Source organism: Brevundimonas sp. AAP58 (assembly GCF_001295975.1).
Taxonomy (GTDB): Bacteria; Pseudomonadota; Alphaproteobacteria; order Caulobacterales; family Caulobacteraceae; genus Brevundimonas.
On record NZ_LJHU01000022.1, the window covers coordinates 40,133 to 67,010 of the forward strand.

Genomic DNA, 26,878 nt, shown 5'->3' on the forward strand with positions numbered 1-26,878 from the left:
CCTCCCCCGCCAGGGGAAAAGGGACCAATGACCGCCGACTTCACCCTCCAGGTCCACGACAGCCTCGCCGCCATTGGCCGCGAGGCGTGGGAGACCTGCGCCGCCTCGACCGGCGATCCGTTCGTCAGCTTCGACTTCCTGCACGCCTGCGAGGCCTCGGGCAGCGCCGTGCCGCGCGCGGGCTGGGCCGGGCGGCATCTGACGTTGCGCGACCCCGACGACCGGGTCGTCGGCGTCATGCCCCTCTGGCTCAAGGGCCACAGCCAGGGGGAGTACGTCTTCGACCACAGCTGGGCCGAGGCCTATCAGCGGGCGGGCGGGCGGTATTATCCCAAGCTGCTGTCGGCCGTGCCCTTCACGCCCGCCACCGGGCCGCGCCTGATCGCCCATCCGGACGCGGACGCCACGACGGTGCGCGAAGCCCTGATCCAGGGGGCCCTGACCCTGTGCGAGCGGCTGGACCTGTCATCGCTGCACGTCAACTTCCCGACCGAGGCCGAGTGGCGGCTGATGGGCGACCGGGGCCTGCTGCTGCGCCAGGACATGCAGTTCATCTGGCGAAACGACGGATATTTGACCTTCGACGACTTCCTCGCCGCCCTGTCGTCGAACCGGCGAAAGACCATCCGCCGCGAACGCCGCGACGCCCAGGCCGATCTCGACATCCGTGTGTTGACCGGATCGGACATCACCGAGGCCCACTGGGACGCCTTCTTCGCCTTCTACATGGACACGGGGTCGAGGAAGTGGGGCCGCCCCTACCTGACCCGCGCCTTCTTCAGCCTGATCGGTCAGACGATGGCCGACCGTATCGCCCTGATGATGGCCTTCCGGGGCGAGACGCCGATCGCCGGCGCCCTGAACTTCATCGGCCGCGACGCGCTCTACGGCCGCCAGTGGGGCGCGCTGGAGGAGGTGCCCTTCCTCCATTTCGAGCTCTGCTACTACCAGGCCATCGACTTCGCCATTTCGCGCGGCCTCAACCGCGTCGAGGCGGGCGCCCAGGGCGAGCACAAGATCGCCCGCGGCTACCTCCCCACCCCCGTCTACTCCGCCCACCACATCGCCGACATGGCGCTGAGGGTCCCGGTGGAGCGGTATCTGGAGCAGGAGCGGCGGGGCGTGGAGGCGGAGATCGCCGGGCTGACGGCGGAGTTGTCGCCGTTTCGACGCTGACGAGAAACGGGGCACACCCCTTCGCGAGGATCTCCCAGAGGCCTAAGCTCTGACCATGATCGACTTCTTCAAGACATGGCTGCCCCAAATCATCAGCTACGCCGAGTTGGTCAGCGACGGTCGCCTGCGTCGGACGTGGGAGGCAGGAAGCCAGGAGACCTCTGCATATTACACGGGGGAGTTGGACGAGCAGGTTTTTGGCGACTTGCAATCCGAGGACATCGACAAAGAGTTGGCGATCCATTTGACGGATCACCCAAACCTAGCCGCGTCCATTCAGTCGTTTCTCCGGTCGCTCGGAGAGCTAATCCTCAAGGCTGATAGAGACCTCGATGTTGAGCGGTGGGGTAGTCGCAAACTCGATACCGCTGAGGTTCAAGCAATCTTCGAATGGGAGGAGTGGCGGGCGACAGAAGCATGCGCGAATGATGTGCTCGCCCAAGCGTCCCTAGCGGGCTTTTCCTCGCGCGACTTCGAACCTCTGTAGATCTACGGCGGCGCCTACCCCCGCTCCGCCGCCGCCGCGAACGCCCGCGCGATTTCCCCGTCCACCGCCGCCGCGTCATCCAGTTCCACCACCGCCGTCAGCCGCTCGGACCAGCTTTCCTTTCGCACCGCCGCCGACAGCCGCGCCGACGCCTCCGGCTCCAGCTTCAGCCCCAGAAGCGCCCGGCCGCCCTTCAGCGGGCGCATCGCGGCGAACTGCACGGACCGGCTCCATGCGGTGTAGCCCTTCCTCTGGGTGGGGATGACGCCGCCCGTCCCCGCCGCGATCCGCTCCACCGCCTCCAGGATCGCCAGCGAGCCCTCGTCCTTCCACAGCGCCGCGCGCAGGCCGTCGGGATCGTCCCAGCCCAGCCCGCCCGGATCGGCGGCGGAGATGACGTAGGAGGCGTGGTTGATGCCCAGGCCGTGGTTCGCCTTCAGCCAGGCGGCCTGCTTCTTCGGCCCCGTCTCCGGACAGGCCTTCAGCACCTCGACCCAGGCGCCCAGCGGCCTGCCGGTCTGCGCCTCCAGGTTCGCCTGCACCGTGGCGAACCACTTCTTCTGCCGCTCGGTCATCTGGATCGTGGTCATGGTCTGTCCATCCGGGCGAACCTCGAAAGGGGTTCATCACAGCGATCACAGCGTATCACGGCGAACACGGCGAGAGCATCGTCGTGGCCACGCACGGGGTCCCGCTGTGCTCTCTGTGGCTTTCCTTCCGCCGTGCCCGCTGTGAAGAAACCTTTCTCGCCTGCGGCGCGCCCTTCGCCCCGACCCCCGGAAGCACTACCTTACCGAATCCCATGCCCATCCGCCGCCTCCCGCCCGAGACCGTCAACCGCATCGCCGCCGGCGAGGTGGTCGAACGCCCGGCCAGCGCCATCAAGGAACTGGTCGAGAACGCGCTCGACGCCGGCGCGCGCCGCATCGAGATCCAGGCCGACGGCGGGGGCCTGAGCCGCATCCTGATCGCCGACGACGGCCACGGCATGGCCCCGGACCAGCTGGCGCTGGCGGTCGAGCGCCACGCCACCTCCAAGCTGGAGCCCGACGACGCCGGCGACGTCGACCTGCTGCGCATCCACACCCTGGGCTTTCGCGGCGAGGCCCTGCCCTCCATCGGCTCGGTCGCCCGCCTGACCATCACGAGCCGCAGCGCCGGCGGCGACGCGCATCAGATCACCGTCGAGGGCGGCGACACCCGCCCGGTCGCCCCCGCCGCCTTCCCCGGCCCGCACGGGGCCCGCGTCGAGGTCCGCGACCTGTTCTACGCCACCCCCGCCCGGCTCAAGTTCATGAAGTCCGAGCGCGCCGAGGCCATGGCCATCTCCGAGGAGATCAAGCGCCAGGCCATGGCGCACGAGGCCGTCGCCTTCACCCTCGACCTCGACGGCCGGACGGTGCTGCGCCTGCCCGCCGAACACCCCGGCGACGAGGGGCGGCTGAAGCGGCTCGCCGCCCTGCTGGGCCGCGACTTCGAGGCCAATGCCCTGCTGATCGACCAGTCGCGCGAGGGCATTCGCCTGTCCGGCTATGCGGGCCTGCCGACCTACAGCCGCGGGAACGGCGCGCATCAGTATCTGTTCGTCAACGGCCGCCCGGTACGCGATCGCCTGCTGCAAGGGGCGCTGCGCGGGGCCTACGCCGACTTCCTGGCGCGCGACCGGCATCCGGCGGCGGCGCTGTTCCTCGACATCGATCCCCTGTTCGTCGACGTGAACGTCCACCCCGCCAAGGCCGAGGTCCGCTTTCGCGACCCGGCCCTGGTGCGCGGCCTGATCGTGGGCGCGCTGAGGCATGCCCTCGCCGCCGCCGGCCACCGCGCCTCGACCACCGTCGCCGACAGCGTCATGGCGGGGTTCCGGCCGCACACCGGCGTGGAAAGGTTTCAGGTTCCAGGTTCTAGGGATCAGGGATTGGGCGGCGCGGCTCCGGGCTGGTCCGGCTGGCCGGGCTGGGCCCAGCCCGCGACGGCCAGCGCCCAGATCATCCCCGGCCTCGGCGAACGCAGTGCCCGTGTCGAAGCGGGCCCGGATTCCCTAGACCCTAGAACCTCGAACCTGGAACCTGATCCGCAGAATCGCCCCCTCGGCGCCGCCCGCGCCCAGGTCCACGGCACCTACATCGTCGCCCAGACCCGCGACGGCATCGTCGTGGTCGACCAGCACGCCGCCCACGAACGCCTCGTCTACGAACGGATGAAGGCCCAGATGGCGCAAGGGTTCGTCACCCGCCAGGCCCTCCTGACGCCTGAGGTCGTCGAGCTCGACCCCGCCGAGGCCGACCGCGTCGTCGCCCGCGCCGAGGAACTGGCCCAGCTCGGCCTCATCGTCGAACCCTTCGGCGGCGGGGCGGTGCTGGTGCGCGAGACGCCGGCGCTCCTGGGCGACACCGACGTCCAGGGCCTGATCCGCGACATCGCCGACGACCTGGCCGAACACGGGGCGGCGCTCGCCCTGTCCGAGCGCCTGGGCGAGGTCTGCGGCACCATGGCCTGCCACGGCAGCGTCCGCGCCGGTCGGGTGCTCAGCGCGCCCGAGATGAACGCCCTGCTGCGCCAGATGGAGGCCACGCCACACAGCGGCCAGTGCAACCACGGGCGGCCGACCTATGTGGAGCTCAAGCTGGCGGATCTGGAGAAGCTGTTTGGGCGGCGGTGAGGGCTGGCCAGCCACGCACAAGAACACGCTGGAGCGTCGAGCTGCGAACGCCCACCTAGGCGTCAGGCATTGTTGTGCGTGCGGGCCTTTCTAAGTGTGCGGCACGCGTTATGGTGGATCGACGACGCCTTGGCTCGCGGGGAATAGCTAAATGTCGCACAGCGATACGCAAGACAGTCACGCGCGTTCGGGTGCAGCTAGTGATGACGACCTGCGGCCGTTGGCGGAGGACATTCTCAGCTATTGCGACAGTGCGGCTGAAGTCGCTGAAGAGGCGTTGCTGAGTCATCGCGGTCCCCAATCGTCTGCGCTCGTCATCCAGAACAGTTTCACGGACACCTCGTCGAGATCGCTGTCGGAGATCTCCGACCAAGAGCGGCGTAATCTCGAGGCGGTGCTGGAGCGCCCGGCGGTCGCGCGGCTCGTTACGCGCAACGACGCTGGGGTTGAGGAGGTCATTTACATCACGCCGAGCGGTGCCCCCAGGGCGATGATCGGCAACGCACGGGTCGCAAGTTACAGGTCTGCCGTTGGTAAACTCGCGGCCCAACCTATTGGCCAAGATGTCGATCTGCATGATGGTCGGTTCGTCGAGCTGCGCGCCAAGACGACGTTTAAGCCAGAACGCCAAGGTCGAGGTTGGAACGCCTACGGCAGCGTCGTCGAGACAGCCGAGCGCACACCCCGGACGATCGTCTCCCTTCGAGCACTGCTCGACGCCTTGCCCGAAGAGGATGCGCTTCAACTACTTGAAGCCGCGCTACGCGGTGGCGACCCGCTGGTCTTTGAAGGCATTCGGAGGACCGTCGTCGAACGAATGAGCCTGCGCGAGCAACCGCTGCTGGACCAGTATCAGGATGCGATTTTTCGCCGACCTCTCGATAGCCAGATGCTGATCCTAGGGCCTCCAGGAAGCGGCAAGACTACGACCTTGATCAAGCGGCTAGGCCTGAAGATCGATCAGGAATATCTCACTGAGGACGAGAAGCGACTTGTGGCCGCGAGTGTGTCGGGCGGCGCGCGGCATGGCACCAGCTGGCTCATGTTTTCGCCAAGCGAGCTTTTGCGGCAGTACGTCAAGGAGGCCTTTGCCCGCGAACAGGTGCCTGCGTCCAACCAGCAGATGGTGGTCTGGGATCGATTCAGGGACGGCATCGCCCGAGATACGCTAGGCATTCTGCGCAGCGGCAATTCTAAGGGAGCCAACCGCAAGCCGGACCTCCAGAATCTATTGCCGACGACGATCGTTAGTCAGACGGACTGGTATGACGACTTCATTGCCTGGCAGCGCCAGAAGTTCTGGTCAGAGTTGAACCAAGTGGCCCAAGGCCTGAGGGACGACACCGGCCCGGGAGCCTCCGACCTGATTAAACAGCTAGTCAGCTTGGTCGAGACCAGCGCACGATTGCCGTCGCCTTCTGCCTTCCCCGCCTTCAGACGCTATGAACGCGGGGTCCGTGACATCGCGGCGGCCTTGATCGAAGGTATCAACACAGAACTTCGCAAGGCCTTCGCCGAACAAATGCGCGCAGACGGCGCTCTATTCGATCGGCTGCTCGCCTTTGTCCAGGCCCTCGATGAGGACCCTGACGATCTGGATGACGGCGACCTCGATGATGATGAGGACGACGTCCGTGACGGCCGCCTCTCGCGAGAAGCCGCTTTTGACGTCTATATCCGGGCGGTCCGCGCCCAGGCGCGCGCTATAGCTGTCGGCCGACGGCTCCCCCCCAAGAGCCGAAACGCCCGCATCATCGAATGGATCGGTGATCGATTACCGCCGCGGAAAACGCTCGTCGACATCGGCAAGCGGGCACGCCACGCCGCGGCGCTTCGGCGCCTGTCGAATCCAATGCGCGCCTATTTGCGCCTGTTGCCTTTGCGCTATCGCGGTTTCCGCGCCGAGCGCGCGTCTGAGGGGCGCTGGTATGCCGACGTCCCCTATGCTCGGGCGGACCTGAGCCCGCTCGAAATCGACCTGTTGGTACTTGGGGTGTTGCGCTCAACCCGGGAATTGCTCGCTCTGCCGGAGCTGACCGCTGGCGGCGAGGACATCCTGCTGGAGCGCGTCGTCGGTCTGTTCCGCACCCAAATTCTCATCGACGAAGCCACGGACTTTTCAGCTCTGCAGCTCGCCTGCATGGCGGCGCTCGCCGACCCGGTCGCTGACTCCTTCGCGGCCTGCGGCGACTTCAATCAGCGCATCACGGACTGGGGCGTTCGCAGCCTCGCCGAGATCGCCTGGATTTCACCCAAGCTCCGAACCGAGCGGATCGAGGTTACCTACCGCCACAGTCGGCAGCTGAACGCTCTGGCGCATCGCATCGCCAGTTTGACCAACGACAGCCACGAGGAGGCGGCCTTGCCCGCCCATGTGGAGAATGAAGGCGTGATGCCGGTGCTCGGGATCGGCCTAGATGGTGAAGCTCTGGTCGACTGGCTCGACCAGAGGATAGGCGAGGTCGAGAAGATAACCGGCGCTCTGCCCTCGTTGGCCGTTCTGGTGAACACCGAACAGGAGGTCGTACCGCTGGCTGAAAAGTTAGGCCGCGCTCTGGAAGCGCGCAACATCCGGTGTACACCCTGTCTTGGCGGACAGGCGACTGGCGATGACGGCGATGTCCGAGTGTTCGACATACAGCACATCAAGGGTCTCGAGTTCGAAGGCGTCTTCTTCGTCGGGGTTGACCGCCTCGCCGAGGCTCGACCTGATCTCTTCAATAAATACCTCTATGTCGGCACGACGAGAGCCGCGATGTATCTTGGCATGACCACCGAACGCGAGTTGCCGGCGACCTTGAATTCTATCGCCGACGCCTTTGGCACGAGTTGGTCAAATAGCGAGCGTGCCTCCCTGTCGCTGTAAGTTCAAAGCAGCAGCCCCATGCCCTCCCTCCTCTTCGTCTGCCTCGGCAACATCTGTCGCTCGCCGCTCGCCGAGGGCGCCCTGCGGGCCGAGGCGGCGCGGCGGGGGGTGGCGCTGGTCGTCGATTCCGCCGGCACGGGGAACTGGCATGCGGGCGAGCCGCCGGATGAGCGGGCCGTCGCCGTCGCGGCCCGGAACGGCGTCGACATCACCGCCCTTCGCGCCCGTCAGGTCACGCGCGCCGACTTCGCCTGCTTTGACCACATCGTCGCCCTGGACCACGCCAATCTGAAGGACCTGCGCCGCCTGGCGCCCGAAGACGGCTCCGCGCGGCTCAGCCTGCTGCTGGACTGGGTGCCGGGGCGACAGGGGCAGGCCGTGGCCGATCCCTGGTTCGGCGAGGCCGAGGGCTTCGACGCCACCTGGGCCGACGTCACCGCCGCCGCCCGCGCCATCGTGGAGCGTCTGTCGAAGGACGCGGAGGCCGCACGCTAGAGCACTTTTGCTTCAGTTGAACTCGTCACCGCCGGGCTTGTCCCGGCGGCCCATACACGCCGATCTCGCCTTTGAGCCCCACCAGCCGGGTTTATGGGTGGCCGGGACAGGCCCGGCCATGACGAACGAATGAGGATAGCTGAGCCAAACTCGCTCTAGACGGTCAGGGCCTCCACCGTGCCCACCGCCTGCCCGCCGGACACCACCGCCCCGCCCGCGATGGCATAGACCGTGTCGCCCACCGCCGCCGCCGCCAGACCGTGGCGAGGCGTCCTCATGTCCGGCCCGGCGCTCCAGGCGTCGGTCGCCGGGTCATAGAGCCAGGTCTCGCGGAACACCCCGCCGCCGCCGGGCGCGAACCACTCCCCGCCGAACGCGACCAGTTTCCCTTCGACGGCGACCATCGCCAGACCGCCCCCGACCTGCTGATCCGCCGCCGCCGAGCGCGGAATAGGGGCCAGGGTGTCCCAGCGATCCTCGGCCGGATCATAGCGGTCCAGCCGTCCGGTCCCGCCGCCGGTCACCGTCCGCCCGCCCGCGATCCACAGCGCGCCGTCCAGCACCGCGCCCGCCGCGCTGTTCCGGGCCATCGGCGCCGGCCGCGCCCGCTCCCACCGGCCGTCGGCGAGCACCCAGTGGGTGTCGACGTCCACCTGATCCCGCCACTGGGCGTTGGCCTCGGCACCCGGGGAGCGGCCGGTGACCAGATGCACCCGCCCGGCGTGGGCCAGGCCGACGGACTCGGCCAAGGGCGTGGGCAGGGCCGGTCCCGGCGTCCAGGTGTCGTCGCCCGGCGTCAGGCTCCAGACCTCGGTCGCATTGGTCCAGTCGCCCTCGCCCCGGCGATAGCCGCCGATGGCGAACAGGCGGTCGCCCTCGGCCACGATCATCGGGTGATGCCGGGCCTCAGGCAGCTTGGGCCCCTCGCTCCAGGCGTCGGCGGCGGGGTCGTAGAGGCCGACGCGATCCTCGATGTGCAGCGGCGCATTGGTGCGTCCGACCAGGCCTCCCGCTGTCACGATCTGCCCGTTCCACACGGCGGCGTAGATCTCCTGCACCGGCCAGGGCAGCGGCGCGCGCGTCTCCCACGCGGCTTGCGCCCGAGAGGCGTGTGGCAAGGCGGCCGCGCCGGCGGCGATCAGAAGGGTGCGGCGGTCGATCTGGGTCATGGCCGGAGGCTAGAACAGCCCGCCCGCCTGCGCTATGGGCGGACCGTCCACTCCTCCGGGAAGCCTATGTCCGAGATTGCGCGAAAGGCCTGAGGCCGACGGCGCTGACTGTCGAAGCCTCTGATCCACCGTCGGCGTGATGGCGCCGGCGCGAGCCTTCACGACATCACGGACACTCCCAAATGAACATCTCCCGTGCGGAACAGCGCACGCTGCAAGCCCTGGCGCAGGGCGGCGGCATCGTGCTCGAACGCGACGCGGACGGCCGCATCCTGAAAGCCGACTGCATCACCCGCGACGGCTATATCCTGACCGATTGCACCCTGGCGGTCTGGAAGAAGCTGAAGACGAAGGGCCTGATCATCAGCCGTAACGGCGGCCCCTACCGGGTCAACCGCGAGGGCCTGGCGCGCATGCGCAGCCAGCTCGACAACCGGGTCACACCCCGCAGTTGGTGAGGCTGTGAAGGGGACGCGCGCGGCGGCAAGGTCGCGCGCGTCTCCTGCGTCCGATTCTGACGTATCGACCTCTTATGCTGCCTGCCCATGAGCCTCTCACCCTATCGCATTCGTTCCGCCGACACCTGGGCCCGGGCGCGGGATGACTATCTGGCGGGCATGACGGCCGAGGCCGTGTGCCGGCGTCATGGTCTGGGCCTGTCGGCCTTTCGCAAGCGCGCCCGCAAGCATGGCTGGCGTCGCGCCGACCACGCGGATCCGGCTGGGGAGGAGACCCTGGCCATCTATGACGACTTCGGGACCGACGATGAGGTGGGGACGGCGCGGCGGCGCTATTTCCAGGCGCTGGAGCAGGGCCGGTCGGTCGAGGCCATCCGCTGGCGGCGCCTGTGGAAGGCGCTGGACGCCGAACGCAACGCGCTCCTGGCCGAGATCTATCCCGGCCTGACCCATGGCCAGCGCATCGTCCAGAGCGAGGCCGACCGGCGCGAGGTTGAAGCGGAAGACGACGAGGTGGACGAGGCCCTGTCGCTGGGCGATCCCGTCCCCCCGCAACTGTCCGGGCCCGACGATCCGAACGAAAATGTACACCATGTCCACCCTGTTTTTTCGGGTGCACATTTTCCCGAGATTCAGCCCGCCCCTGAAGATGCCCTGAGAAACAGGACCCGCGCGGCCCCATAGTCCCGCGCGTCCAGCCGCTCATAGCCCGGCGTCTCGATCTCCGGCTCATCCGATCCGCGCTCGAACACCACGATCGCCCCGGGCTTGAGCCAGTTGCCCTCGATCAGCCGGGCCAGCGCCTGTTCCCCTAGCCCTTTGCCATACGGCGGATCCAGGAAGGCCAGGTCGAACGCCTCCCCGTCCGAGCCGGGCCGCACGCCGAGGTCTGTGGCGCTCCTCCGATGGACCCGCGTCGCGCCCATCAGGCCATAGGCGTCGGCGTTGTCCCGAATGGCCCCGCGCGCGTCCTCGCCGGTCTCGACGAACAGGGCAAACGCCGCGCCCCGGCTCAGGGCCTCGAAGCCGAGCGCGCCGGAGCCGGCGAACAGGTCCATGACCCGGGTGCCGTTGAGCGGCTCGGCCCAGGCGGCGTGCTCGAGCACGTTGAAGATGGCCTGCCGCGCGCGGTCGGATGTCGGCCGCGTGCCCTGCCCTTCCGGCGCGACGATGCCCCGGCCTTTCAGCTTTCCAGCGACGATCCGCATGGATCAGCCGCCGGAGCGGGGACCGCGGGGTCCGGACGGCTTTCTGGGCCCGCCCGCGCCGCGACCGGCCGGACGCCCTGCGGTACCGTCCGTCCGGGGCTTGAACGGCCGCTTGGCACCGCCCGCGCGCTTGTCCGTGTCGCGCGCCCAGGTCGGCGACTTCGGGCCGATGATCTTGTCCTCGCGCGGCTTGAACGGGCGCTTGGCCCGGTCGTCGCCGCCTTCGCCGTCCGGACGGGTGCGAGGCTTGAAGGCCTTCTTGGGGTGCTCGAACTTCGGCGCGGCCTTGGCCCATCCTGCCTTCTTGGGCGCGCGGGCGGCGCGGGCGGCGCCCTCCTCGGCGGCGGTCTCGGCGGCGCGGACGCGGCTGGGCTTTCTCGAAGGATCGGAGATCGCCGAGCCCGACTTGCCGACCACCTTGGGCGCGCCCGTGCGGCGACCCGGGATCGGCGCGGGCGTCTCGACCGTGTTGCCCTGGGGCAGGTTCTCCGGGCGGATGTGCTGGGCCAGCAGTTCGCGGATCACGCGCGGTCCAACCTCCTCGACCGAGCCGGTCGGCAGGGTCCCCAGCTGGAACGGCCCATAGGCCAGGCGGATCAGACGGTTGACGGTCAGGCCGACCGATTCGAGCACCTTCCTCACCTCACGGTTCTTGCCCTCGGTGATGGAGACGCTGATCCACAGATTGGCCGACTGGGAGCCGTCCTCGTTGGTCTTGGCCTTGTCGATGGTGGCCTCGACCGGCCCATAGCGGACACCGTCGACGGTGACGCCCTCCTTGAGCTTGTCCAGCTGTTCCTGCGTCACCCGCCCGCGCGCACGAGCCCGGTACTGACGCACCAGCGCCGTCTCCGGCAGCTCAAGCGCCCGGCTGAGCTCGCCGTCGTTGGTCAGGAGCAGCAGGCCCTCCGTGTTGATGTCGAGCCGCCCGACCGAGATGACGCGCGGCAGGCCGGCCGGCAGGGCGTCGAACACCGTCGGCCGTCCCGCCGGGTCGTTGTGGCTGGTCAGCAGGCCGACCGGCTTGTTGTAGCGCCAGACGCGCGTCGCCTGCGTCGCCGCGATCGGCTTGCCGTCGACCGTGATGACGTCGTCGCGGGTCACCAGCGTGGCGGGGGTATCGAGGATGCGGCCGTTGACCGCAACCTTGCCCAGGCCGATCAGCCGCTCGACCTCACGCCGGCTGGCGATGCCCGCGCGGGCCATGGCCTTGGCGATGCGTTCGGTGCGCTTGGGCTCGGCGGGAGCCTCCTTGGCGCCCGGTTTGCCGCCTCCGGCCTTGGGATCGGCGGAGTAGCGCTTGCCCCGGATCGGCTTTTCGGGGCGCGCGCACTTGTCCGGCGCATAGGCGCGACCGCCGCCGGATCCCCGACCCGATGCGGATTTGTCCAGGGTTTCGTAGCGCGCGGCCGAAGCCGAGCCGGGGCGGGCGGCACCGCTCCTGGGCCGGTCGCCGGGCTTGTGGGCGCGCGGGGCTTGACGCGGCGAAGGCTTCTTGTCGTTGTCGTCGGGATGGCGGGCCATGATGAGCGGTTCATGCGCATGGCCTTGGCCCTGGCGCAAGCGGCGGCGGACGCGGGCGAGGTGCCCGTGGGCGCGCTCGTGGTCGACGAAGCGACGGGCGAGGTCGTCGCCGAGGGCGCCAACGGCCCCGTCGCGGGCCACGATCCGACCGCTCATGCCGAGATCGTGGCAATGCGCGCCGCCGCCGAGCGCCTGGGCAACTACCGTCTGACCGGCCTGACCCTGTATGTGACGCTGGAGCCCTGCGCCATGTGCGCCGGGGCCATCAGCCATGCGCGCATCGGCCGGGTCGTTTGGGGCGCGGACGATCCCAAGGGCGGAGCGGTGATCCACGGCCCGCGCCTGTTCGAACAGCCGACGCTGCACCACCGTCCCGCCAGTGAGGGCGGCGTCCTGGCCGATGAGGCGGCCGGCATGCTGCGCGGCTTCTTTCGCGCGCGTCGCGGAACGGGGGTCGGCCCGGTCCGTTAGCCGAGCCTGACCATAACGGAGCCCTCATGATCCGTCCGATCCCGCTCGCCCTCCTGCCCCTGTGCGCCGGTCTGGCGCTGTCGGCCTGCGGTGGCCCGTCCCCCAGCGATGGGCCCACCGACGGCGAGGCCGTCCGCCAGCGCGCGGTCGAGGCCCAGACCGCCCGTCGTCGCACCGGCGCCGAGGCCCAGGACCGGGCCCTGAACCGCGTCATCCGCACGGTCTATCTCTGTGACAATGGCGAGCGGTTGTCGGTCGATTTCGACAACCCCCGCGACATGGCCACCGTTCGGAACTCGAACGGCGAGGCCGTTGACCTCTATCGCGAACGATCAGCCGACGGCCTCTGGTATCGCGCCAGCGCCTATGAGCTGCGGGGATCCGGCGTGCTCGCGACCTGGACAGCGGACGGTCGCGACCCTTCGGATTGCCGCGCCATCGACTAGGGACGCGGCGGCCGGGGGCTGGACTGTTCGTAGGCATAACCCAGCGACAGGATGCGGGCATCGTCCCACTTGGCACCGATGAAGCTGATGCCGACCGGCATGCCGCGATCCAGGCCCATCGGCACCGTCAGGTGCGGATAGCCGGCGATGGCGGGCAAGCGGCTGGCCGAGCCCTGGCCGTTGTCTTGATCCTCCCGATCGTTGGTCCAGGCGCGTGAGGTCGAGGGCGCGACCAACGCCACGACGTTGTTCTCACTCAGCATCCGGTCGATGCCTTCGGGCCCGGCCATGCGCAGGGAGTTGGCGCGCGCGGCGATGTAGTCGGGGTTGTCCAGACCGCTGGTCGCCTCGGCCACGAGGAACAACTCCTGGCCGAAAAGAACGGTTTCGCGCGGCTCGGCCTCGTTGAAGGCGATGACGTCCGCCAGCGTCCGAGTCGGGACCTGCGCGGGGTCGGTCGAGGCCAGATAGGCGTTCAGGTCGGCTTTGAGTTCATACATCAGGACGGTCAGTTCCATCTGGCCGATCCCCGGAGTCTGGGGTGCCGTCGTGATCTCGACCAGCTCGGCACCCGCGGCCCGGAGCGAGTTGAGCGCGGCTTCGAAGGCGGCCTGGGTCTCGGCGGAGTAGTTGCCAACACCATAGCGAAGCACGCCCAGCCGCGCACCGCGCAGTGATCCGGCGTCCAGGGCGGCGCGATAGTCGGTGCGATACTGGTCGGCCTCTGCGGTGGCTGCATCGGCGGGATCGGTCCCGGCGATGGCGGTCAGGACGGTGGCGGCGGTGGCGACGTCCACCGCGATGGGGCCGGCCGTATCCTGGCTGTGGCTGATGGGCACGATGTGTGTACGGCTGACCAGACCCACGGTCGGCTTGAAGCCCACGACGCCGTTGACCGAGGCCGGGCAGGTGATCGACCCGTCCGTCTCCGTACCGATGGCCGCTGGAGCCAAGCCGGTCGCGACCGCCGTGGCCGATCCGGACGAGGAACCGCATGCGGTGCGTGTCCGGTCATAGGGATTGACGGTCAGGCCGCCCACCGCACTCCAGCCCGAGATGGAGTTGGACGAGCGGATGTTGGCCCACTCCGACAGATTGGTCTTGCCCAGGATCACCGCTCCGGCCTCGCGCAGGCGTGCAACCAGGGGTGCGTCGCGACCGGGCGCGTTGTCCGCCAGCGCCAGCGAGCCGGCAGTCGTGGGCATGTCCCGAGTCTCGATGTTGTCCTTCAGGAGGATGGGCATGCCCGCAATGCCGTCCTCGGGCGACCATTCGACCTCGCCGACGCCGGGCGTCCACAGGATCACGCTGTTGGCCGTGGTCTCGTCGTGCAACACGGCCCGGGGACCGCCCCACGTCTGGGCAGTCGCCGCCCCTGCAAGCACCAGCATCGCCGCCGAGGCGGCCAGCATCATCCTCGTCTTCATCGTCGCATTCCCCTCAGGCCAACCCAGGCCGCCGCACCCTAGCGCCCTGATCGTGCAAATGAACAGCCCGCCGACCTGCGGCGCGGCGTCCCCGGGACGAAGGGTCAACCCCGTGCGCGCAGGCGCTCGGTCATCGACGCGAACAGACGCAGCGTCTCGGGGCTGACATGGTGCTCGATACCCTCGGCGTCCGCCTCGGCCGTCTCTCCCGAGACACCCAGCGCCAACAGGAATTCATGAACAATGCGGTGACGCTCCCGCGAGGCGTCGGCCATGCGCTCGCCCGCCTCGGTCAGGGTAATGGAGCGATAGGGCCGCACGTCGACCAGTCCCTCTCGCTGAAGGCGCTGAAGCACCTTGGCCGCCGTCGCGGGCGCGACGCCGAGACAATCGGCCAGATCGGTCAATCGCGCCGAACCGGTCTCGGCGATCAGATCGCCGACCAGTTCGACATAGTCCTCCGCCACCTGGCTGGAGCGGGCGTCGCGCATCCTCCGAAAGGCGGCGGCCCGGCGGGCGGCGCTCGTCGGCTCGACCACGGAGAACTCCACAGAGCGCGGCGTCGCCCGCGCGAGTCGCAGACTAGACCATGAGCGCCGGAATTCATCGTCCTGTCGCGAAGATGCGCGACGGGAGCGACGTGGTATCGAGCATCCCCATGCCGAAACGTCTGCTCCTCGCGATCCTCCTCGCTGCGGCGCCCACCGGGTCGATCGCGGCCGTCCCTGCGGCCGCGGCGCTGTCCCCGGCTGCGGAACCGCTGCAGTTCTATGTCTTCAGCTTCACGGACACGCCTGCGGCCGAGGCCGCCCAGGACGTGGTGGTCGGCGCGCTGGCTCATGATCTCGACATCGATCCGGCGGTAGAGGGCGTGGTCACCTTCCGCGCCGACGGCTGGTACTCCGGCGATGCGCTGCTTCGGGACTTCGGGACGGCGCTGCTGGATCAGGACATGGCGCTGGTCCGCACGGGGCGAGGTGCCTACGCCCTCGTTCCTCGCACGAACGCCGCCATTCTGATGGCACGCGGCGGCGTCGTCATGCAGTTGTCCGACGCCGGGACCGTCCGCGCACCCGTTGCCCCCGCCGCCGAAACCGCGCCGTCGCTCGTGCCCGAAACGAAAGGATGGTGGAGCGGAGCCGCAGCCGCTTTGGTCCTGTTCTTCGCCGGAGCGGCCGCCGGGGCGGCCGCCCTGTTCGCAGGCCAGGCGACATGGCGACGCGCGAACGCCGACCCGGCCCGGCTCGCCGCGCCGGTGCTGCGCCTCACGGACCAGAGCCCTGCCCCGCAACCCAGGGGCGACGCCATCAGCCCCGATCCCGATCTCGTCATTCCCCGCTTCGAGGATCGCACCTAGAATTCGATCCAGGACCCCGGGTCACGTCCGCAGCGTACGCGCGCGATGGGGGCTAGAAGACGTCGTCAACATCGGGGACCAGCCTCGGCTGGATTTGGAGCGCCGGCGGCCGCGACGGGTCGGTCCGGACGGGCTCGGCGGCGCGAAGCCGGTCGTAGCTCTCCTGGGCGGAGGCGGCGACAGCGGCGGCGTCCCTCAGGATCGTCGGCTTGAGGAAGATGAACAGGGTCCGGCGCGTCTGGGTGTCGTTCCTCGATCGGAAAGCGGCTCCGACCAGCGGCAGGCTGGCCAGACCCGGCACCCGGCTGTTGCCGATCTGGCGATCGTCGGTGACGAGGCCGCCCAGCACGATGGTCTCGCCGTCATCGGCGAGAACAGAGGTCTGGATGCTACGGCGGTTGGTGATCAGGTCGGCCGCCCCCGTCACCGTCGTGGTGACCAGCGACGACACCTCCTGACTGACCTCCAGCCGTACCGTGTCGCCCTCGTGCACGCGCGGCACGACCCGCAGGGTCAGGCCGACGTCCTCGCGGCTGATGGTGGTGAAGGGGTTGGTCGAGTTGCCGTCCGTGGCGAAGCTGCCGGTCCGGAAGGGGACATTCTGGCCGACGACGATCTCGGCGGGTTGATTGTCCAGCACCGTCACGCTGGGCGACGACAGCAGGTTCGCCGCCGAGTTGGTGCCAAGCGCCTGGAGCAGCAGGCCAAACTCGCCCTCCTCGCCGGCCGCCAGCGACAGGCCCGACGACAGGATTCGCCCAGCTGGATAACCCAGGGCCGTGAGCACGGTCGAGAGCGACGATCCAGCGTTGCCGAACGAGGTGCCGCCGATCACGCCGGTGTCGGGCACCGCGCCGCCGAAGCCCAGTTGCACCCCGATCTGCTCGCCCAGCTCGCCGGTGATTTCGACGATGGCCACCTCGATCTTGACCTGGGCGCGGCGAAGATCGAGCTGGTCGATCAACTCCTCCAGCATCTGCACGGTCGCGGGCGGGCCGCGCATGACAACGGCGTTCAGCTCGGGCGAGGCCTGGACCGTCACGCCGTCGAGGGTGAATCCCGCCGACCGCGCCGCCGGACCGCCCGTGCCGGGCTGAGGCAGGGATCCCCCCTCCCCGACGGCGGAGGTGATGGCGGCCGCGGCTTGCGCGGCCGTATCGCGATTGGACGCCGACAGGCTGGCGAGGCCGGTGTCGTTCCGCAGAGAGCGGGCCACCGCATTGGTCGCCGGACCCTCGCCGCCCAGCAGGCCGCGCACGATGTCGGTGATCGCCTCGGCGTCGGAGTTCCTCAGGCGCACGACGCGGGTGATTGGCGTCGCCCCGCCCGGTGTGTCCAGGGCCGCCACGATGGAGCGGGCCTGGGCGATGTCGGCCGCGTCGCCCCGGATCAGCAGGACGTTGGACCGCTCGTCCGCCGTCACGCGCGGCCCACCGGCGTCCGATCCCAGCAAGGCGCCGACCGACGCCGCAACATCGGTCGCGGAGGCGTATTGCAGGGCGATGGCGTCAAACGACGACCCGCCGCCCCGATCCAGCGTCGCCGCCAGCGCCTGAACACGGGCGATGTTCTCGGCGTAATCGGTCACGACCACAGCGTTGGGCTCCGTCAGCGCCTCGATGGCGCCGAAGGACGACACCAGCGGACGCAGCGCGCGCACGGCCTGGTCCGACGGCATGTTCCGCAGCCGTACCAGCCGCGTCACGATCTGCTGGCTGGAGGCAGCCGCGCCAGTCTCGGACGCGCCGGATTGAACGACGCTGGCTTGAGGCACGATGCGCCAGACGTTTCCGCTGCGCACCGCCGCATAGCCCGAGGTCCGCAGGACCGACAGAAACAGCTCCCACACCCCGTTGCGGCTGAGTGGCTGGGCCGAGACGACGTTGACCTGGCCCTGTACCTGAGGGTCCAGCACCAGGGTGCGGCCAGTGATGCGGCTGACCTGCTCGGCCACGTCGCGGATTTCGGCCCCGCGCATGTTGATGACCACGTCCTGCATGGCCTCGGGCGGCGGAGCGACCGTCTGGGCCAGAGGGGCGAGCGGCGCGGTCGCAGCCACGCTGAGGGCCATGACGCTGGCGGTGGTCAGGCGGAGAAACTTGGTCACGCCGGGCTCCTAGCGAAGCGGGAAGGTAAAGGTGAGACGTCGGCCGTCGCGGTTGACGACCACGCGGGCCTGTCCGGCCGCTCGGGCCTGTTCGAACAGTTGCTGGTCGCTGGTCGCGCCCGAGACGGCCTGACCGTTCAGGCTTTCGATGACATCGCCGGGCTGCAGGCCGAAACGGCGCAACTCGGCCGAGGGGTTGGGTCCGATGCGATAGCCTGAGGCGGTCGCCGAGACCCCAGCCGAGGCCACGGCGGACGCGGCAGGCTGGGACGGCGGCGTAGCGGTCGGAGCGGCTCCGGATCCGGGGTTCAACGGCGGCGGCGCGCCTGCGGGTGGAGGCGAGGGCGCTGTTCCCCCTGGCGCGACCGGCGTCACCGTGATCCCGGCACCCGGGGTCGTAGGCGCCGGCACCGCCGAAGCGACGGGCTGGGGGAAGTCCAGACGCTCGCGCGTCCCGCCGACGTTCAGGATGACGTGGTCGATCTCGATGGACTCGATGACGGCGTTGGCCGCCGGGCTCTGGCCGACGCCATAGATGGTCGCCGGGCCTTCGCCCAGCGCGATCAGGGCCGTCGAGGCGCTCGCCGGATAGGCCGCCAGCACGCCCTTCAGCACGAGCCCCAGCGTCGAGGCCGGAAGCCCTCCGACCGCCGCTGCCCCGCCGCCGAACGGCGCGAGCGAGACGATGCGCGCCACGTCCGGGTCCTGTCCTCCAGCCTGAACTCCGAGCGGCGGAAGACTCTCGGCGACGGCCACTTCGCTGCGCCCATCGTCCCAGCCGACCAGCCGCCAGGTCAGGGCGGCGAGCGCCCAGGCGATCGATCCGACCACCAGCACGCTGACGGCCCGCAAGGCCAGCTCGTTCCTGCGTTCCGGGGTCACGCCGCGCTCCCCAGACGATCGACGAAGCCGGACAACCGCACGGTCTCATCGCCGGATCCTGCGGGGCCAACGGCGACGTCGACGGCGATCAGGTCCGGATCGTCGGTGGCGCGGCGGCTGACCCGCACATCCCAGTCGCGCGCCAGCATGGTGACGGTCGAGACGTCGGGCGTCGTCGCCCCGCCCTTCAGGTTCAGCTCGGTCAGCCGGTTCTCGGCCACCCACTGGGCGACCACCCGGTCCTCCAGCCCGCGCACGCCGTCGACATGCGCCTGGGTCGCGCGGGTCAGGCCGACCGTGGCGATCGCCAGGATGAACAGGGCGACCAGCGCCTCCATCAGGGAATAGCCGGAGCGTTTTCCAAACTCTCCGCTCATCCCGGCGAAAGCCGGGACCCAGTGCTTTTGTGAGGAAAGGTGTCCGGGATGACCGGCTGCACGCACTCGCTCTGGCTCATCGCCCAGAGAACTGGGTCCCGGCTTTCGCCGGGATGAGCGGGAATGAGGAAACAGGCTCACGCCGCCGCCCCTTCGCCGGTCACGGGCCGCGCCACGGCATTGAGGCCATCGAACTCCACCCGCCAGCGCCGCTCGCCCTTGGCCAAGCCGAAGGTGGCGACCGGCTGGGCCCCGTCCGGGTCGATGGTCACCGGCGACGCCGTCTCCAACCCGATCAGGGTCACACCGGGCGGCAGGGCATGCCGGTCTGCCAACGCCTCGAGCCCTTCCGCCGCCGCGCCGTCGGGCCGCACGAAGCCATAGCCCTCGCCGTCGAAGGCCAGAGCCAGGGGCCTGCGCGTCACCAGCACGTCGTCGGCGGCCAGCCTCAGACGGTCAGCCAGCCGGTTGGCCTCGGTCTCGACGCCCATGCCGCGATCGGCCGCGCCGACGCCCAGCGTCACCACCGCCGCCATGACCCCGACGATGGCGAGCACGACCAGAATCTCCACGAGCGTCATGCCCTGGCGCCGCATCCGCCTGACCTGTCCCCCGACAGCGGTCATCAACGGCTCTTCTCCGTCAGATCGGCGTCCAGGCCCTCGCCGCCTTCCTCGCCGTCCTTGCCGAGGCTGAACAGGTCATAGGCGCCCGACTGGCCGGGGCTGCGATAGACGTAATCGCGGCCCCAGGGGTCCCGGGGCAGTTCGGTCAGATAGGGCTCGGCCGGATAGGCGCGCGGCGCGGGCGGAGCCGTCGGCCGCTCCACGAGAGCGGCCAGACCCTGTTCCGTCGTCGGATAATCGCCGTTGTCGAGCCGATACATGCGGAGCGCGGTAGCGACCGTCTTCAGGTCCGTCTTGGCCACGGTCACGCGCGCCTCGTCCGGCCGGCCGATGACGTTGGGCACGATGAGGACGGCGACGACCGCGATGATCGCCAGAACGACGATCATCTCAACCAGAGTCAGGCCTGCGCGCCGCTTGAACAGACGACGCCCGCGTTCGTGACGCCCAGACGAAGTAATCATGACACTTTTTCTCGATAGGGCCGCCCGTAGCGACAGCCTGTTTTTCGCTGCTATAGACCGCCTCGTGGCCCTGGACCACGCCCTTCTGTCACGGACTTCCGATGCCCGGTCGACCCGCCCGTTCGAACCTTCCGAGCCGAGGCTTATGGCGTATCGTCGATGACAGAATCTTTGCGGTGGACCGCGCCTGGGCGGGACCGACGACGGTTCTGGTCCCTTCGGAAGACGTCCTGACCCTGACGGTCGACCTGCCCTTCGCCACCCGCGCCCAGCGCCTGTCCAATCTTCCGTATGCGATGGAAGACGCGGTGGCCGAACCGCTGGCCAATCTCCACTTCGCGCTCGGCCAGGAGGTCGCGCCACGCCGCCACATCGCCGGGGCCGTCCGCCGCGCCCGGATGGACCAGTGGATCGCCCTGCTGGCCGAGGCCGATCTGGACGCGGCGATCCTCCTGCCGGACGCCCTGACCCTGCCGGTCCCGCCCGCCGGGGTCTGGGCCGTCCGCAAGGCCGAGGGCGGCCGCGCCCTGATCCGCACCGACAATGGCGCGGGCTTCGCCGTGCCCCTGGCCATGCTCAACTCGGCCTGGACGGCGGCGGGCAAGCCCCGCATCGCCGCCCTCGGCGAACCCCTGCCCGACGCCATGGCCGAGGGCGTGGACGCCACCGCCGCCGTGGTCGACCCGGCAGGAGATCCCCTGCTGGTCCTGCCGCCGCTGGACCTGCGCCAGGGCGCCTATGCCGCGACCCGTCCCACCGACCTGTCCGCCGGCCGCACCCTGGCCTGGGTCGCCGGGATCGGCGTGGTCGCCCACCTCGCCATCCTGGGCGTCGACGCCTTGCTTCTGCACGGCATGGCCGAGCGGAAGGAGGCCGAGGCCCGGGCCGTGCTCCAGTCCGTCGCGCCCCAGGTCGCCGCCACCGACGACCCTGTCGCCGCCGCCGACCGCCTGCTGCCCGGCAGCGGCTCTGGTGCGAAACCCTTCACCGGCCTGCTCGGCCGCACGTCGCAGGCCCTGCCTGGAGGCGGCGTCGTCGCCTTCAACCGCCTGGCCTATGAGCCGGGCGGGCTCGATCTGGCCGTCGTCGTGCCGGACGCATCCACGCTGGACCGCGCGGTCCAGGCGCTGAACGCCTCGGGCCTGACGGCGACCGGCGCGCCCGGCGTCGCCGACGCCGCCGCGACCGGCGGGCTGAACGCCACCATCACGGTCGGAGGTGCCCGATGAGAGCCCCCGTCATCCTGACCCGGTCGTCGCCCGCCATCGACAACGCCGCCGTCTGGTACGCCGCCCGATCCCGCCGCGAGCAGATCCTGCTGGCCGGCCTCGGCGTGCTGCTGGCCGGGGCGGTGCTGTGGCTCCTGATCCTGCGCCCCCTTCTGGACGCCCGCGCCGCCTCGGTCGCCCGCATCGCGGCCTATGAAGACGTCATGGTCCGCGTCCGCACCGCCGGGCCTCCGGGGCCGATGGTCGCCGGGCTGGACGGCCCGCTGGAGACCGCCATCCCGACCCAGGCCGCGACCTTCGGCGTCGTCCCGACCGTCGCCATGGACGGCGAGGCCGCGACCGTGACCGTCTCCGAAGGCCGTTACGACAGCCTGATCCCCTGGCTCTCGGCGCTGGAGGCCTCGGGCGCGAACCTGTCCTCGGTCGAGCTGCAGCGCGGCAGCCAACCCGGGGCCGTCAACGCCACCCTGCGGGTCGAACGCCCATGACGCTCGCCGAAGACCGCCCGGCCGCCCCCGCCCTCGCCTATGGGTTCGCCCGGCGTCGCGGGGCCATGATCGTCACCGGCGGCGACCGGCCCGTCTGCCTGCACCGCCGTTCGGCCACGCTGGAGACCCTGCTGGAGGTCCGCCGCGTCGCCGGGGCCGACATCGCCTTCGAGGCCGTCGACGACGACCGATTCGACGCCGTCCTGCGCGACCAGACCGGCGGAGAGGCCGCGCCCGCCGCCGACATCGCCGCCTCCGAGGACGACCTGAAGGCCTTGGCCGACGAGGCCGCCGTCATCGACGACCTGCTGGACAGTCGCGACGACGCTCCGGTCGTTCGCCTGATCAATGCGCTCCTGCTCCAAGCCATCCGCGACGGCGCCTCCGACATCCACATCGAGGCCGAGGAGAAACGTCTCGTCGTCCGCTTCCGCATCGACGGCGTGCTCCGCGAAGTGCTGGAGCCCGCCCGCGCGCTCGCCCCCCTGCTGGTCAGCCGCATCAAGGTCATGGCCCGCCTCGACATCGCCGAGAAGCGCGTGCCCCACGACGGCCGGGTGACCCTGCGGATCGGCGGGCTGGACGTCGACGTCCGCGTCTCGACCATTCCGTCCCAGTACGGCGAGCGGGTGGTGCTGCGTCTGCTGGACCGGGGCTCGACCAGCCTCGACCTCGCCCAGCTGGGCATGAGCGAGCGGGACCTTCAGACCTTCGAGCGCCTGATCGCCCGGCCGCACGGCGTCATCCTGGTCACCGGACCGACCGGCTCGGGCAAGACGACGACGCTTTATTCGGCGCTCACCCGGCTGAACGACCGCCGCCGCAACATCATGACGGTCGAGGACCCGATCGAATACGCGCTGGACGGTATCGGTCAGATGCAGGTCAATTCGAAGATCGACCTGACCTTCGCCCGGGGCCTGCGCGCCATCCTGCGCCAGGACCCCGACGTCATCATGGTCGGCGAGATCCGCGATCACGAGACGGCCGAGGTCGCCGTGCGCGCCTCCATGACCGGCCACCTGATGCTGTCGACGCTGCACACCAACACCGCCGTCGGCAGCGTGACGCGCCTGATCGACATGGGCGTCGAACGCTACCTCTTGGCCCCCATGCTGACCGGCCTGATCGCCCAGCGGCTGGTGCGTCGCCTCTGCCCGCACTGCCGCAAGGAAGATACCGCCACCCAGGCCGACAGTGAGTTGACGAGCGGCGCTATCCCGGTCGGCGCCCGCGTCTTTCGCCCCGTCGGCTGCCCCCAGTGCCGGGGCGAGGGCTACAAGGGCCGGCTGGGCGTCTATGAAGTCATCGAGGTCGATCCGGCGATGCAGCAGGCGGTCCACGACGGCGCCGGCGAACCCGAGCTGGTGAAGCTCGCTCGCCAGCGCGGCCCGGGTCTGCTCGAAGACGGCGCCGCCAAGGCCATGGCGGGGGAGACCTCGGTGCAAGAGGTCGCGCGCGTGGTCCGCGAGGACGCCTGATGCCGGTCTACGCCTGGCAAGCCGTCGACGCCGAGGGAAAGCCTCACAAGGGCACGATCGAGGCCGCGTCCGACGTCGGCGCGCGCCAGCTGGTCCGCGACCGGGGCCTGCTCCCCACCGGCGTCACCCTCGCCGGCGACACGGCCCGGACCAAGGGCGCCGGGATCACCCTGTTCAAGCGCGGCGTCTCGTCCAAGACCCTGTCGGCCGTGACCCGTCAGCTTTCGACCCTGATCGGCTCGGACATCCGCATCGAGGAGGCGCTGCGCATCGCAGCCCAGCAGACGGAAGGCCAGCCCGTCTCCGTCGTCCTGACCGACGTCCGCTCCGCCATCCTGGAGGGCCGCAGCTTCGCCGCCGCTTTGGGCCGCCACCCAAAGGTCTTCCCGGAGTTCTACCGCGCCTCCATCGCCGCGGGCGAACAGTCCGGCAAGCTGTCGACCGTGCTCGCCCACCTGACCGAGTTCGTCGGCAATCAGGAGAAGGCGCGACGCAAGGTCCAGCTGGCGCTGCTGTATCCCGCTCTGCTGGCGGGGGTGTCGCTGCTGATGATCACCCTGATGATGGTCTATGTCGTGCCCGACATCGTGCGCGTCTTCGTCTCGCGCGGGGCCGAATTGCCTTTCCTGACGCGCGCCCTGATCGCGCTGTCGGCCTTCGTCCAGAGCTTCGGCGTCTATGTCCTGATCACCCTGGCCGTCGCGGGCGTCGCCTGGAACCGCTGGCTGGCGGTCCCCGCCAACAGCCGCCGCTTCGCCGAGTTCCTGCTGAAGACCCCGCCCTTCGCCGGCTTCGTCCAGCACCTGAACGCCGCCCGCTTCGCAGGCTCCCTGGCAACCCTGGTCCGCTCCGACGTGCCCTTGGTCGAGGCGCTCCAGGCTGCCGCCGCCGTGACGCCCAACGGCTACGCCCGCGAACGCGCGCTCGTCACCGCCGCCCGCGTCCGCGAAGGCTCTTCGCTGCGTCGCGCCATGGCCGAGGCCGACGTCTTTCCGCCGCTCCTACTGGCGATCGTCGCGGCGGGCGAACAGTCCGGCAAGCTGGGTCAGGGCCTGGAACGCGCCGCCCAGGATCTGGAGCAGGAGCTGGACTCGCTGGTTCAGGCGCTCGTGTCGCTGGTCGAGCCCGGGGTGCTGCTGGTGATGGGCGGGATCGTGCTGCTGATGGTGCTGGCCATCCTCATGCCGATCGTGAACCTCAACAACCTGGCGGGGTTGTGAGCGGTCCGGCCTACAGGCTGCCCTCGAACCTCACCGGCGCGGTCATGCCGGGGATCAGGCCGACGCCGCCCGCCTCGATGGAGGCCGTCAGCCCGCCGTCGGCCTGGATGCGCGCCTGCATCACCGCCTCGCCCGAGCCGTCGCGGTTCAGCGTCACGAGCGTCGAGCCCTCGTCCGCCGTCACCGTGCCGGCCAGCGCCGGAACCGGCGTCGCGGCCCCGCCGGGCAGGGCGCATGCGCCGGCCGAGGTCGTGATCGTCCCCTCGCCCTCGGGGACACCTCGGATCGAGAGCCGGGCCACATCCAGCCGCGCCACCGGATCACAGACGAACGGCATGGCCGGCGCCACCGCGTTCAGCAGCCGCATCGACGCCGTCCCCTCCAGATCGCGCACCAGCACCCGGCCCGGCCGCACCAGGGCCTCGGCCGTCGCCTGGGTGTCCGGCCCACGCAAGCGTATCCGCTCCACCGCCGCCAGGCTGAACAGCGAGCTGAACGGCCGCAGGCTCCATCCCGCGCCGAACCCGCCCGGCAGCGCCCGTTCACCGGCCCAGACAGTGCCCACCGCCTGCCGCTCGCCGTTAGACGAGCGTGGCGTCACGATCTCCGCCGGGGCCATCGCCACCAGCCCGATCAGAAACGAGCCGCCCGCGACGCAGCCCAGCACCACGCGCCACCGCGTGACCTTCACCACCAGGCGCTCGAACTGAAATGCGCCCCCGGCCCGTCCCCCTTCGCCGTCGCGTGTCCGCCAGACCTTCAGCATGCGCTCTCCCTCGTCCGCGCCTCGATAGCACGGCCAAGGTGACAACCAAGCGGCGCCGCGACGGTTTCACCCTGGTCGAGGTGCTGATCGCTCTGGCCCTGTTTGCCCTGATCGGCGTGGCGGGCTTCACCCTGCTGAACAGCGTCCTTCGCACCCAGGGCGCGACCGAGACCCGTCTCGACCGCATGGCCGAGATCCAGCGCGCCATGCTGGTCGTCACCTCCGACCTCGATCAGGTCACGGGCTCCATCGCGGGCGGGGGCGGCGGCCTGTCGATCCGCAAGTTCGACGTCGCCGGAAACGTCGTGGCGGTCCGTTACGAACTGGCCGGAGACCGCGTGAACCGCATCGTCAGCGGCCCCGGCGGCGAGCGCGTCCAGACCCTGCTGACCGGCGTCGCCGACGCACGCTGGAGCTTCCACCAGAGGCGCGGGACGTGGCTGGAGACATGGCCGCTGCCCGCGCCTCCGGCCGCGCCGCTCGGCTCATCCACGCCAAACCAGCCGACGCGGCTGCTCGCCGACGAGGGGTTGGCGGCGGTGGCCCTCGACCTGACGCTGAACGGTGTCGATGGCCGCCCCGGCGCGACGGTGCGCCGCCTCGTCTCCATCCCCCTGACCGATGCGCCCGAGGCGGCCGTCCCGACCCAGTCGGAGCCAGCGCCATGACCCGGCGCGAGGGCATGATCCTGCTCAACGTGCTCCTGGTCATGGCGGTGGCCAGCGTCGCCGTCCTGATCATGATCGCGGCCCAGGACCTGGAGGTGCAGCGCTCCACCCGCCTGCGCGACGCGGCCCAGGCCAACGCCTACGCCCGCGCGGGCGAGCTCTCGGCCATCACCGCGCTGCGCCGCGACGGCCTGACGGCGTCCGCCACCGACAACCTGACCGAACCCTGGGCCCAGCTGGGCCAGCAGGACATCTCCATTCCGGGCGGCCGCTTCGCCCTGACGATCGACGACGAGCAGGCGCGCTTCAACCTGAATGCGCTCAGGACCGGAGACCCCGGCCCCATCGACCTATTCCAGCGGATCGGTGCCGAGCTCGACATCGACCCCGCCAGCCTCATCCGCATCGCCACCGTCGTGCGCGTCGCCGGCGGCATCACGGACGAGGGTCTGTTACTCGCGGCTGGCGTGCCCCGCGCCGACCTGGACCGCCTCGCGCCCTACGTCGCCATCCTGCCGGGCACGACCAGCGTGAACCTGAACACCGTCCAGCTGCCGCTGCTGACCCTGATGACCCGCGACGGCGAGGTCGCCCGCAGGCTGATCGAGACCCGCACGCGCAAAGGCTATCTGATCCCCGCTGACCTCGCCGCCGAGGGTGCCCCGACGCTTCTGGGCACCGGCTATACCTCCGACCACTACCGCGTGGTCACGACCGTGACGGTCGGCGACGTCACCCAGGCGCTGGACAGTCGCATCGCCCGCGTGCGCGGCGTCGGCACGGTCGATGTGGTGGTGACCGGACGTCGCCGCACGGCTGGATAAAGA

The 26,878-nt window shown here is 70.0% G+C and carries 28 protein-coding genes; 16 read left to right on the plus strand and 12 right to left on the minus strand.

Features of this window, described 5'->3' with window-relative positions; translation table 11 throughout:
• The first annotated feature begins 27 nt into the window (after positions 1-27).
• Together IP78_RS03775 and IP78_RS03780 are read left to right on the plus strand one after the other, a co-directional pair.
• Positions 28-1,176, plus strand: a complete 1,149-nt coding sequence (locus tag IP78_RS03775) for a GNAT family N-acetyltransferase (RefSeq protein ID WP_054110374.1) — start codon at positions 28-30, stop codon at positions 1,174-1,176.
• Between the two features lie 55 nt (positions 1,177-1,231).
• The gene (locus IP78_RS03780) at positions 1,232-1,663 is read left to right on the plus strand and encodes a hypothetical protein (RefSeq protein ID WP_054110375.1); all 432 of its coding nucleotides are present in this window, start codon (positions 1,232-1,234) and stop codon (positions 1,661-1,663) included.
• Between the two features lie 14 nt (positions 1,664-1,677).
• Here IP78_RS03780 and IP78_RS03785 read toward each other — a convergent pair whose 3' ends face one another.
• Positions 1,678-2,253 (minus strand): DUF4287 domain-containing protein, encoded by a 576-nt coding sequence (locus IP78_RS03785; protein ID WP_054110376.1) that lies wholly within the window; start codon positions 2,251-2,253, stop codon positions 1,678-1,680.
• 212 nt (positions 2,254-2,465) lie between these two features.
• Here IP78_RS03785 and mutL point away from each other — a divergent pair, with 212 nt between their 5' ends.
• The 3 genes from mutL (at position 2,466) to IP78_RS03800 (ending at position 7,683) form a co-directional block, all read left to right on the plus strand.
• Entirely contained in the window at positions 2,466-4,322 is a 1,857-nt protein-coding gene (gene mutL / locus IP78_RS03790) for a DNA mismatch repair endonuclease MutL (protein WP_054110377.1), read from the plus strand.
• A 151-nt stretch (positions 4,323-4,473) separates the two neighbouring features.
• Positions 4,474-7,188 carry an ATP-binding domain-containing protein gene (locus tag IP78_RS03795; protein WP_082384828.1) on the plus strand — a complete coding sequence of 905 codons (2,715 nt, stop codon included), beginning with the start codon at positions 4,474-4,476 and terminating at the stop codon, positions 7,186-7,188.
• 18 nt (positions 7,189-7,206) lie between these two features.
• Positions 7,207-7,683: a low molecular weight protein-tyrosine-phosphatase gene (locus tag IP78_RS03800; RefSeq protein ID WP_054110379.1), complete on the plus strand. Its 477-nt coding sequence runs from the start codon at positions 7,207-7,209 to the stop codon at positions 7,681-7,683.
• Positions 7,684-7,838: 155 nt separating this feature from the next.
• Here IP78_RS03800 and IP78_RS03805 read toward each other — a convergent pair whose 3' ends face one another.
• Positions 7,839-8,852, minus strand: coding sequence for a DUF1668 domain-containing protein (locus tag IP78_RS03805; protein WP_054110380.1), 1,014 nt, complete (start codon positions 8,850-8,852; stop codon positions 7,839-7,841).
• A 182-nt stretch (positions 8,853-9,034) separates the two neighbouring features.
• Between IP78_RS03805 and IP78_RS03810 the strand changes: the two genes are divergently transcribed.
• Both IP78_RS03810 and IP78_RS03815 read left to right on the plus strand, forming a co-directional pair.
• Positions 9,035-9,310 carry a YjhX family toxin gene (locus tag IP78_RS03810; RefSeq protein ID WP_054110381.1) on the plus strand — a complete coding sequence of 92 codons (276 nt, stop codon included), beginning with the start codon at positions 9,035-9,037 and terminating at the stop codon, positions 9,308-9,310.
• 87 nt (positions 9,311-9,397) lie between these two features.
• Positions 9,398-9,994, plus strand: coding sequence for a hypothetical protein (locus IP78_RS03815; RefSeq protein WP_054110382.1), 597 nt, complete (start codon positions 9,398-9,400; stop codon positions 9,992-9,994).
• On the opposite strand, the gene rsmD is transcribed toward IP78_RS03815, so the two are convergent.
• Positions 9,943-10,518: a 16S rRNA (guanine(966)-N(2))-methyltransferase RsmD gene (gene rsmD / locus IP78_RS03820; protein WP_054110383.1), complete on the minus strand. Its 576-nt coding sequence runs from the start codon at positions 10,516-10,518 to the stop codon at positions 9,943-9,945. The two genes, IP78_RS03815 and rsmD, sit on opposite strands and share 52 nt — an antisense overlap.
• A 3-nt stretch (positions 10,519-10,521) precedes the next feature.
• Positions 10,522-12,042: a pseudouridine synthase gene (locus tag IP78_RS03825; protein WP_054110384.1), complete on the minus strand. Its 1,521-nt coding sequence runs from the start codon at positions 12,040-12,042 to the stop codon at positions 10,522-10,524.
• On the opposite strand from IP78_RS03825, the gene tadA reads away from it, so the two are divergent.
• Positions 12,031-12,513: a tRNA adenosine(34) deaminase TadA gene (tadA, locus tag IP78_RS03830; RefSeq protein ID WP_369814662.1), complete on the plus strand. Its 483-nt coding sequence runs from the start codon at positions 12,031-12,033 to the stop codon at positions 12,511-12,513. The genes IP78_RS03825 and tadA overlap by 12 nt on opposite strands.
• Before the next feature lie 26 nt (positions 12,514-12,539).
• Positions 12,540-12,959, plus strand: a complete 420-nt coding sequence (locus tag IP78_RS03835; protein ID WP_054110386.1) for an MliC family protein — start codon at positions 12,540-12,542, stop codon at positions 12,957-12,959.
• Here the strand turns inward: IP78_RS03835 and IP78_RS03840 are convergent.
• Together IP78_RS03840 and mntR are read right to left on the minus strand one after the other, a co-directional pair.
• Entirely contained in the window at positions 12,956-14,386 is a 1,431-nt protein-coding gene (locus IP78_RS03840) for an amidase (protein WP_054110387.1), read from the minus strand. The genes IP78_RS03835 and IP78_RS03840 overlap by 4 nt on opposite strands.
• A gap of 104 nt (positions 14,387-14,490) precedes the next feature.
• Positions 14,491-14,925 (minus strand): manganese-binding transcriptional regulator MntR, encoded by a 435-nt coding sequence (mntR, locus tag IP78_RS03845; protein WP_231680912.1) that lies wholly within the window; start codon positions 14,923-14,925, stop codon positions 14,491-14,493.
• A 119-nt stretch (positions 14,926-15,044) separates the two neighbouring features.
• On the opposite strand from mntR, the gene IP78_RS03850 reads away from it, so the two are divergent.
• A complete protein-coding gene (locus tag IP78_RS03850; RefSeq protein WP_054110389.1) occupies positions 15,045-15,743 on the plus strand; it encodes a hypothetical protein in 699 nt (232 codons plus the stop codon).
• A gap of 52 nt (positions 15,744-15,795) precedes the next feature.
• Here the strand turns inward: IP78_RS03850 and gspD are convergent, their stop codons facing one another.
• The 5 genes from gspD to gspG form a co-directional block, all read right to left on the minus strand.
• Positions 15,796-17,850, minus strand: coding sequence for a type II secretion system secretin GspD (gene gspD, locus IP78_RS03855; RefSeq protein WP_054110390.1), 2,055 nt, complete (start codon positions 17,848-17,850; stop codon positions 15,796-15,798).
• A 9-nt stretch (positions 17,851-17,859) separates the two neighbouring features.
• Entirely contained in the window at positions 17,860-18,732 is an 873-nt protein-coding gene (locus IP78_RS03860) for a type II secretion system protein N (RefSeq protein WP_054110391.1), read from the minus strand.
• The gene (gene gspI / locus IP78_RS03865) at positions 18,729-19,109 is read right to left on the minus strand and encodes a type II secretion system minor pseudopilin GspI (protein WP_054110392.1); all 381 of its coding nucleotides are present in this window, start codon (positions 19,107-19,109) and stop codon (positions 18,729-18,731) included. Before gspI ends, IP78_RS03860 begins: the two co-directional genes overlap by 4 nt.
• A 137-nt stretch (positions 19,110-19,246) precedes the next feature.
• Entirely contained in the window at positions 19,247-19,735 is a 489-nt protein-coding gene (locus tag IP78_RS03870; RefSeq protein WP_054110393.1) for a GspH/FimT family pseudopilin, read from the minus strand.
• Positions 19,735-20,199, minus strand: a complete 465-nt coding sequence (gspG, locus tag IP78_RS03875; RefSeq protein ID WP_054110394.1) for a type II secretion system major pseudopilin GspG — start codon at positions 20,197-20,199, stop codon at positions 19,735-19,737. The genes IP78_RS03870 and gspG overlap by 1 nt, the downstream gene beginning before the upstream one ends.
• Positions 20,200-20,375: 176 nt before the next feature.
• On the opposite strand from gspG, the gene gspL reads away from it, so the two are divergent.
• The 4 genes from gspL to IP78_RS03895 are packed head-to-tail and all read left to right on the plus strand — an operon-like array spanning position 20,376 to position 24,617.
• Positions 20,376-21,428: a type II secretion system protein GspL gene (gene gspL / locus IP78_RS03880; RefSeq protein WP_054110395.1), complete on the plus strand. Its 1,053-nt coding sequence runs from the start codon at positions 20,376-20,378 to the stop codon at positions 21,426-21,428.
• Positions 21,425-21,916 carry a type II secretion system protein GspM gene (gene gspM / locus IP78_RS03885; RefSeq protein ID WP_054110396.1) on the plus strand — a complete coding sequence of 164 codons (492 nt, stop codon included), beginning with the start codon at positions 21,425-21,427 and terminating at the stop codon, positions 21,914-21,916. Before gspL ends, gspM begins: the two co-directional genes overlap by 4 nt.
• The gene (gspE, locus tag IP78_RS03890; RefSeq protein ID WP_054110397.1) at positions 21,913-23,397 is read left to right on the plus strand and encodes a type II secretion system ATPase GspE; all 1,485 of its coding nucleotides are present in this window, start codon (positions 21,913-21,915) and stop codon (positions 23,395-23,397) included. Before gspM ends, gspE begins: the two co-directional genes overlap by 4 nt.
• The gene (locus tag IP78_RS03895) at positions 23,397-24,617 is read left to right on the plus strand and encodes a type II secretion system F family protein (protein WP_054110398.1); all 1,221 of its coding nucleotides are present in this window, start codon (positions 23,397-23,399) and stop codon (positions 24,615-24,617) included. Before gspE ends, IP78_RS03895 begins: the two co-directional genes overlap by 1 nt.
• Positions 24,618-24,627: 10 nt before the next feature.
• Here the strand turns inward: IP78_RS03895 and IP78_RS03900 are convergent, their stop codons facing one another.
• A complete protein-coding gene (locus tag IP78_RS03900) occupies positions 24,628-25,383 on the minus strand; it encodes a hypothetical protein (protein ID WP_054110399.1) in 756 nt (251 codons plus the stop codon).
• A 38-nt stretch (positions 25,384-25,421) separates the two neighbouring features.
• On the opposite strand from IP78_RS03900, the gene IP78_RS03905 reads away from it, so the two are divergent.
• Entirely contained in the window at positions 25,422-26,051 is a 630-nt protein-coding gene (locus IP78_RS03905; RefSeq protein WP_054110400.1) for a prepilin-type N-terminal cleavage/methylation domain-containing protein, read from the plus strand.
• Positions 26,048-26,875 carry a general secretion pathway protein GspK gene (locus IP78_RS03910; protein WP_054110401.1) on the plus strand — a complete coding sequence of 276 codons (828 nt, stop codon included), beginning with the start codon at positions 26,048-26,050 and terminating at the stop codon, positions 26,873-26,875. The genes IP78_RS03905 and IP78_RS03910 overlap by 4 nt, the downstream gene beginning before the upstream one ends.
• The last annotated feature ends 3 nt before the right edge of the window (positions 26,876-26,878 follow it).

Coding starts and splice junctions, on each gene's coding strand:
- IP78_RS03775 (WP_054110374.1), top strand. CDS start 28: ATGACCGCCGACTTCACCCTCCAGGTCCACGACAGCCTCGCCGCCATT.
- rsmD (WP_054110383.1), bottom strand. CDS start 10,518: ATGCGGATCGTCGCTGGAAAGCTGAAAGGCCGGGGCATCGTCGCGCCG.
- gspG (WP_054110394.1), bottom strand. CDS start 20,199: ATGATTACTTCGTCTGGGCGTCACGAACGCGGGCGTCGTCTGTTCAAG.
- IP78_RS03910 (WP_054110401.1), top strand. CDS start 26,048: ATGACCCGGCGCGAGGGCATGATCCTGCTCAACGTGCTCCTGGTCATG.
- IP78_RS03785 (WP_054110376.1), bottom strand. CDS start 2,253: ATGACCACGATCCAGATGACCGAGCGGCAGAAGAAGTGGTTCGCCACG.
- IP78_RS03800 (WP_054110379.1), top strand. CDS start 7,207: ATGCCCTCCCTCCTCTTCGTCTGCCTCGGCAACATCTGTCGCTCGCCG.
- IP78_RS03795 (WP_082384828.1), top strand. CDS start 4,474: ATGTCGCACAGCGATACGCAAGACAGTCACGCGCGTTCGGGTGCAGCT.
- IP78_RS03810 (WP_054110381.1), top strand. CDS start 9,035: ATGAACATCTCCCGTGCGGAACAGCGCACGCTGCAAGCCCTGGCGCAG.
- IP78_RS03780 (WP_054110375.1), top strand. CDS start 1,232: ATGATCGACTTCTTCAAGACATGGCTGCCCCAAATCATCAGCTACGCC.
- IP78_RS03805 (WP_054110380.1), bottom strand. CDS start 8,852: ATGACCCAGATCGACCGCCGCACCCTTCTGATCGCCGCCGGCGCGGCC.
- gspM (WP_054110396.1), top strand. CDS start 21,425: ATGAGAGCCCCCGTCATCCTGACCCGGTCGTCGCCCGCCATCGACAAC.
- IP78_RS03815 (WP_054110382.1), top strand. CDS start 9,398: ATGAGCCTCTCACCCTATCGCATTCGTTCCGCCGACACCTGGGCCCGG.
- mutL (WP_054110377.1), top strand. CDS start 2,466: ATGCCCATCCGCCGCCTCCCGCCCGAGACCGTCAACCGCATCGCCGCC.
- IP78_RS03870 (WP_054110393.1), bottom strand. CDS start 19,735: ATGACCGCTGTCGGGGGACAGGTCAGGCGGATGCGGCGCCAGGGCATG.
- IP78_RS03895 (WP_054110398.1), top strand. CDS start 23,397: ATGCCGGTCTACGCCTGGCAAGCCGTCGACGCCGAGGGAAAGCCTCAC.
- IP78_RS03840 (WP_054110387.1), bottom strand. CDS start 14,386: ATGAAGACGAGGATGATGCTGGCCGCCTCGGCGGCGATGCTGGTGCTT.
- IP78_RS03900 (WP_054110399.1), bottom strand. CDS start 25,383: ATGCTGAAGGTCTGGCGGACACGCGACGGCGAAGGGGGACGGGCCGGG.
- IP78_RS03850 (WP_054110389.1), top strand. CDS start 15,045: ATGCCGAAACGTCTGCTCCTCGCGATCCTCCTCGCTGCGGCGCCCACC.
- IP78_RS03835 (WP_054110386.1), top strand. CDS start 12,540: ATGATCCGTCCGATCCCGCTCGCCCTCCTGCCCCTGTGCGCCGGTCTG.
- gspI (WP_054110392.1), bottom strand. CDS start 19,109: ATGAGCGGAGAGTTTGGAAAACGCTCCGGCTATTCCCTGATGGAGGCG.
- IP78_RS03825 (WP_054110384.1), bottom strand. CDS start 12,042: ATGGCCCGCCATCCCGACGACAACGACAAGAAGCCTTCGCCGCGTCAA.
- gspE (WP_054110397.1), top strand. CDS start 21,913: ATGACGCTCGCCGAAGACCGCCCGGCCGCCCCCGCCCTCGCCTATGGG.
- tadA (WP_369814662.1), top strand. CDS start 12,031: ATGGCGGGCCATGATGAGCGGTTCATGCGCATGGCCTTGGCCCTGGCG.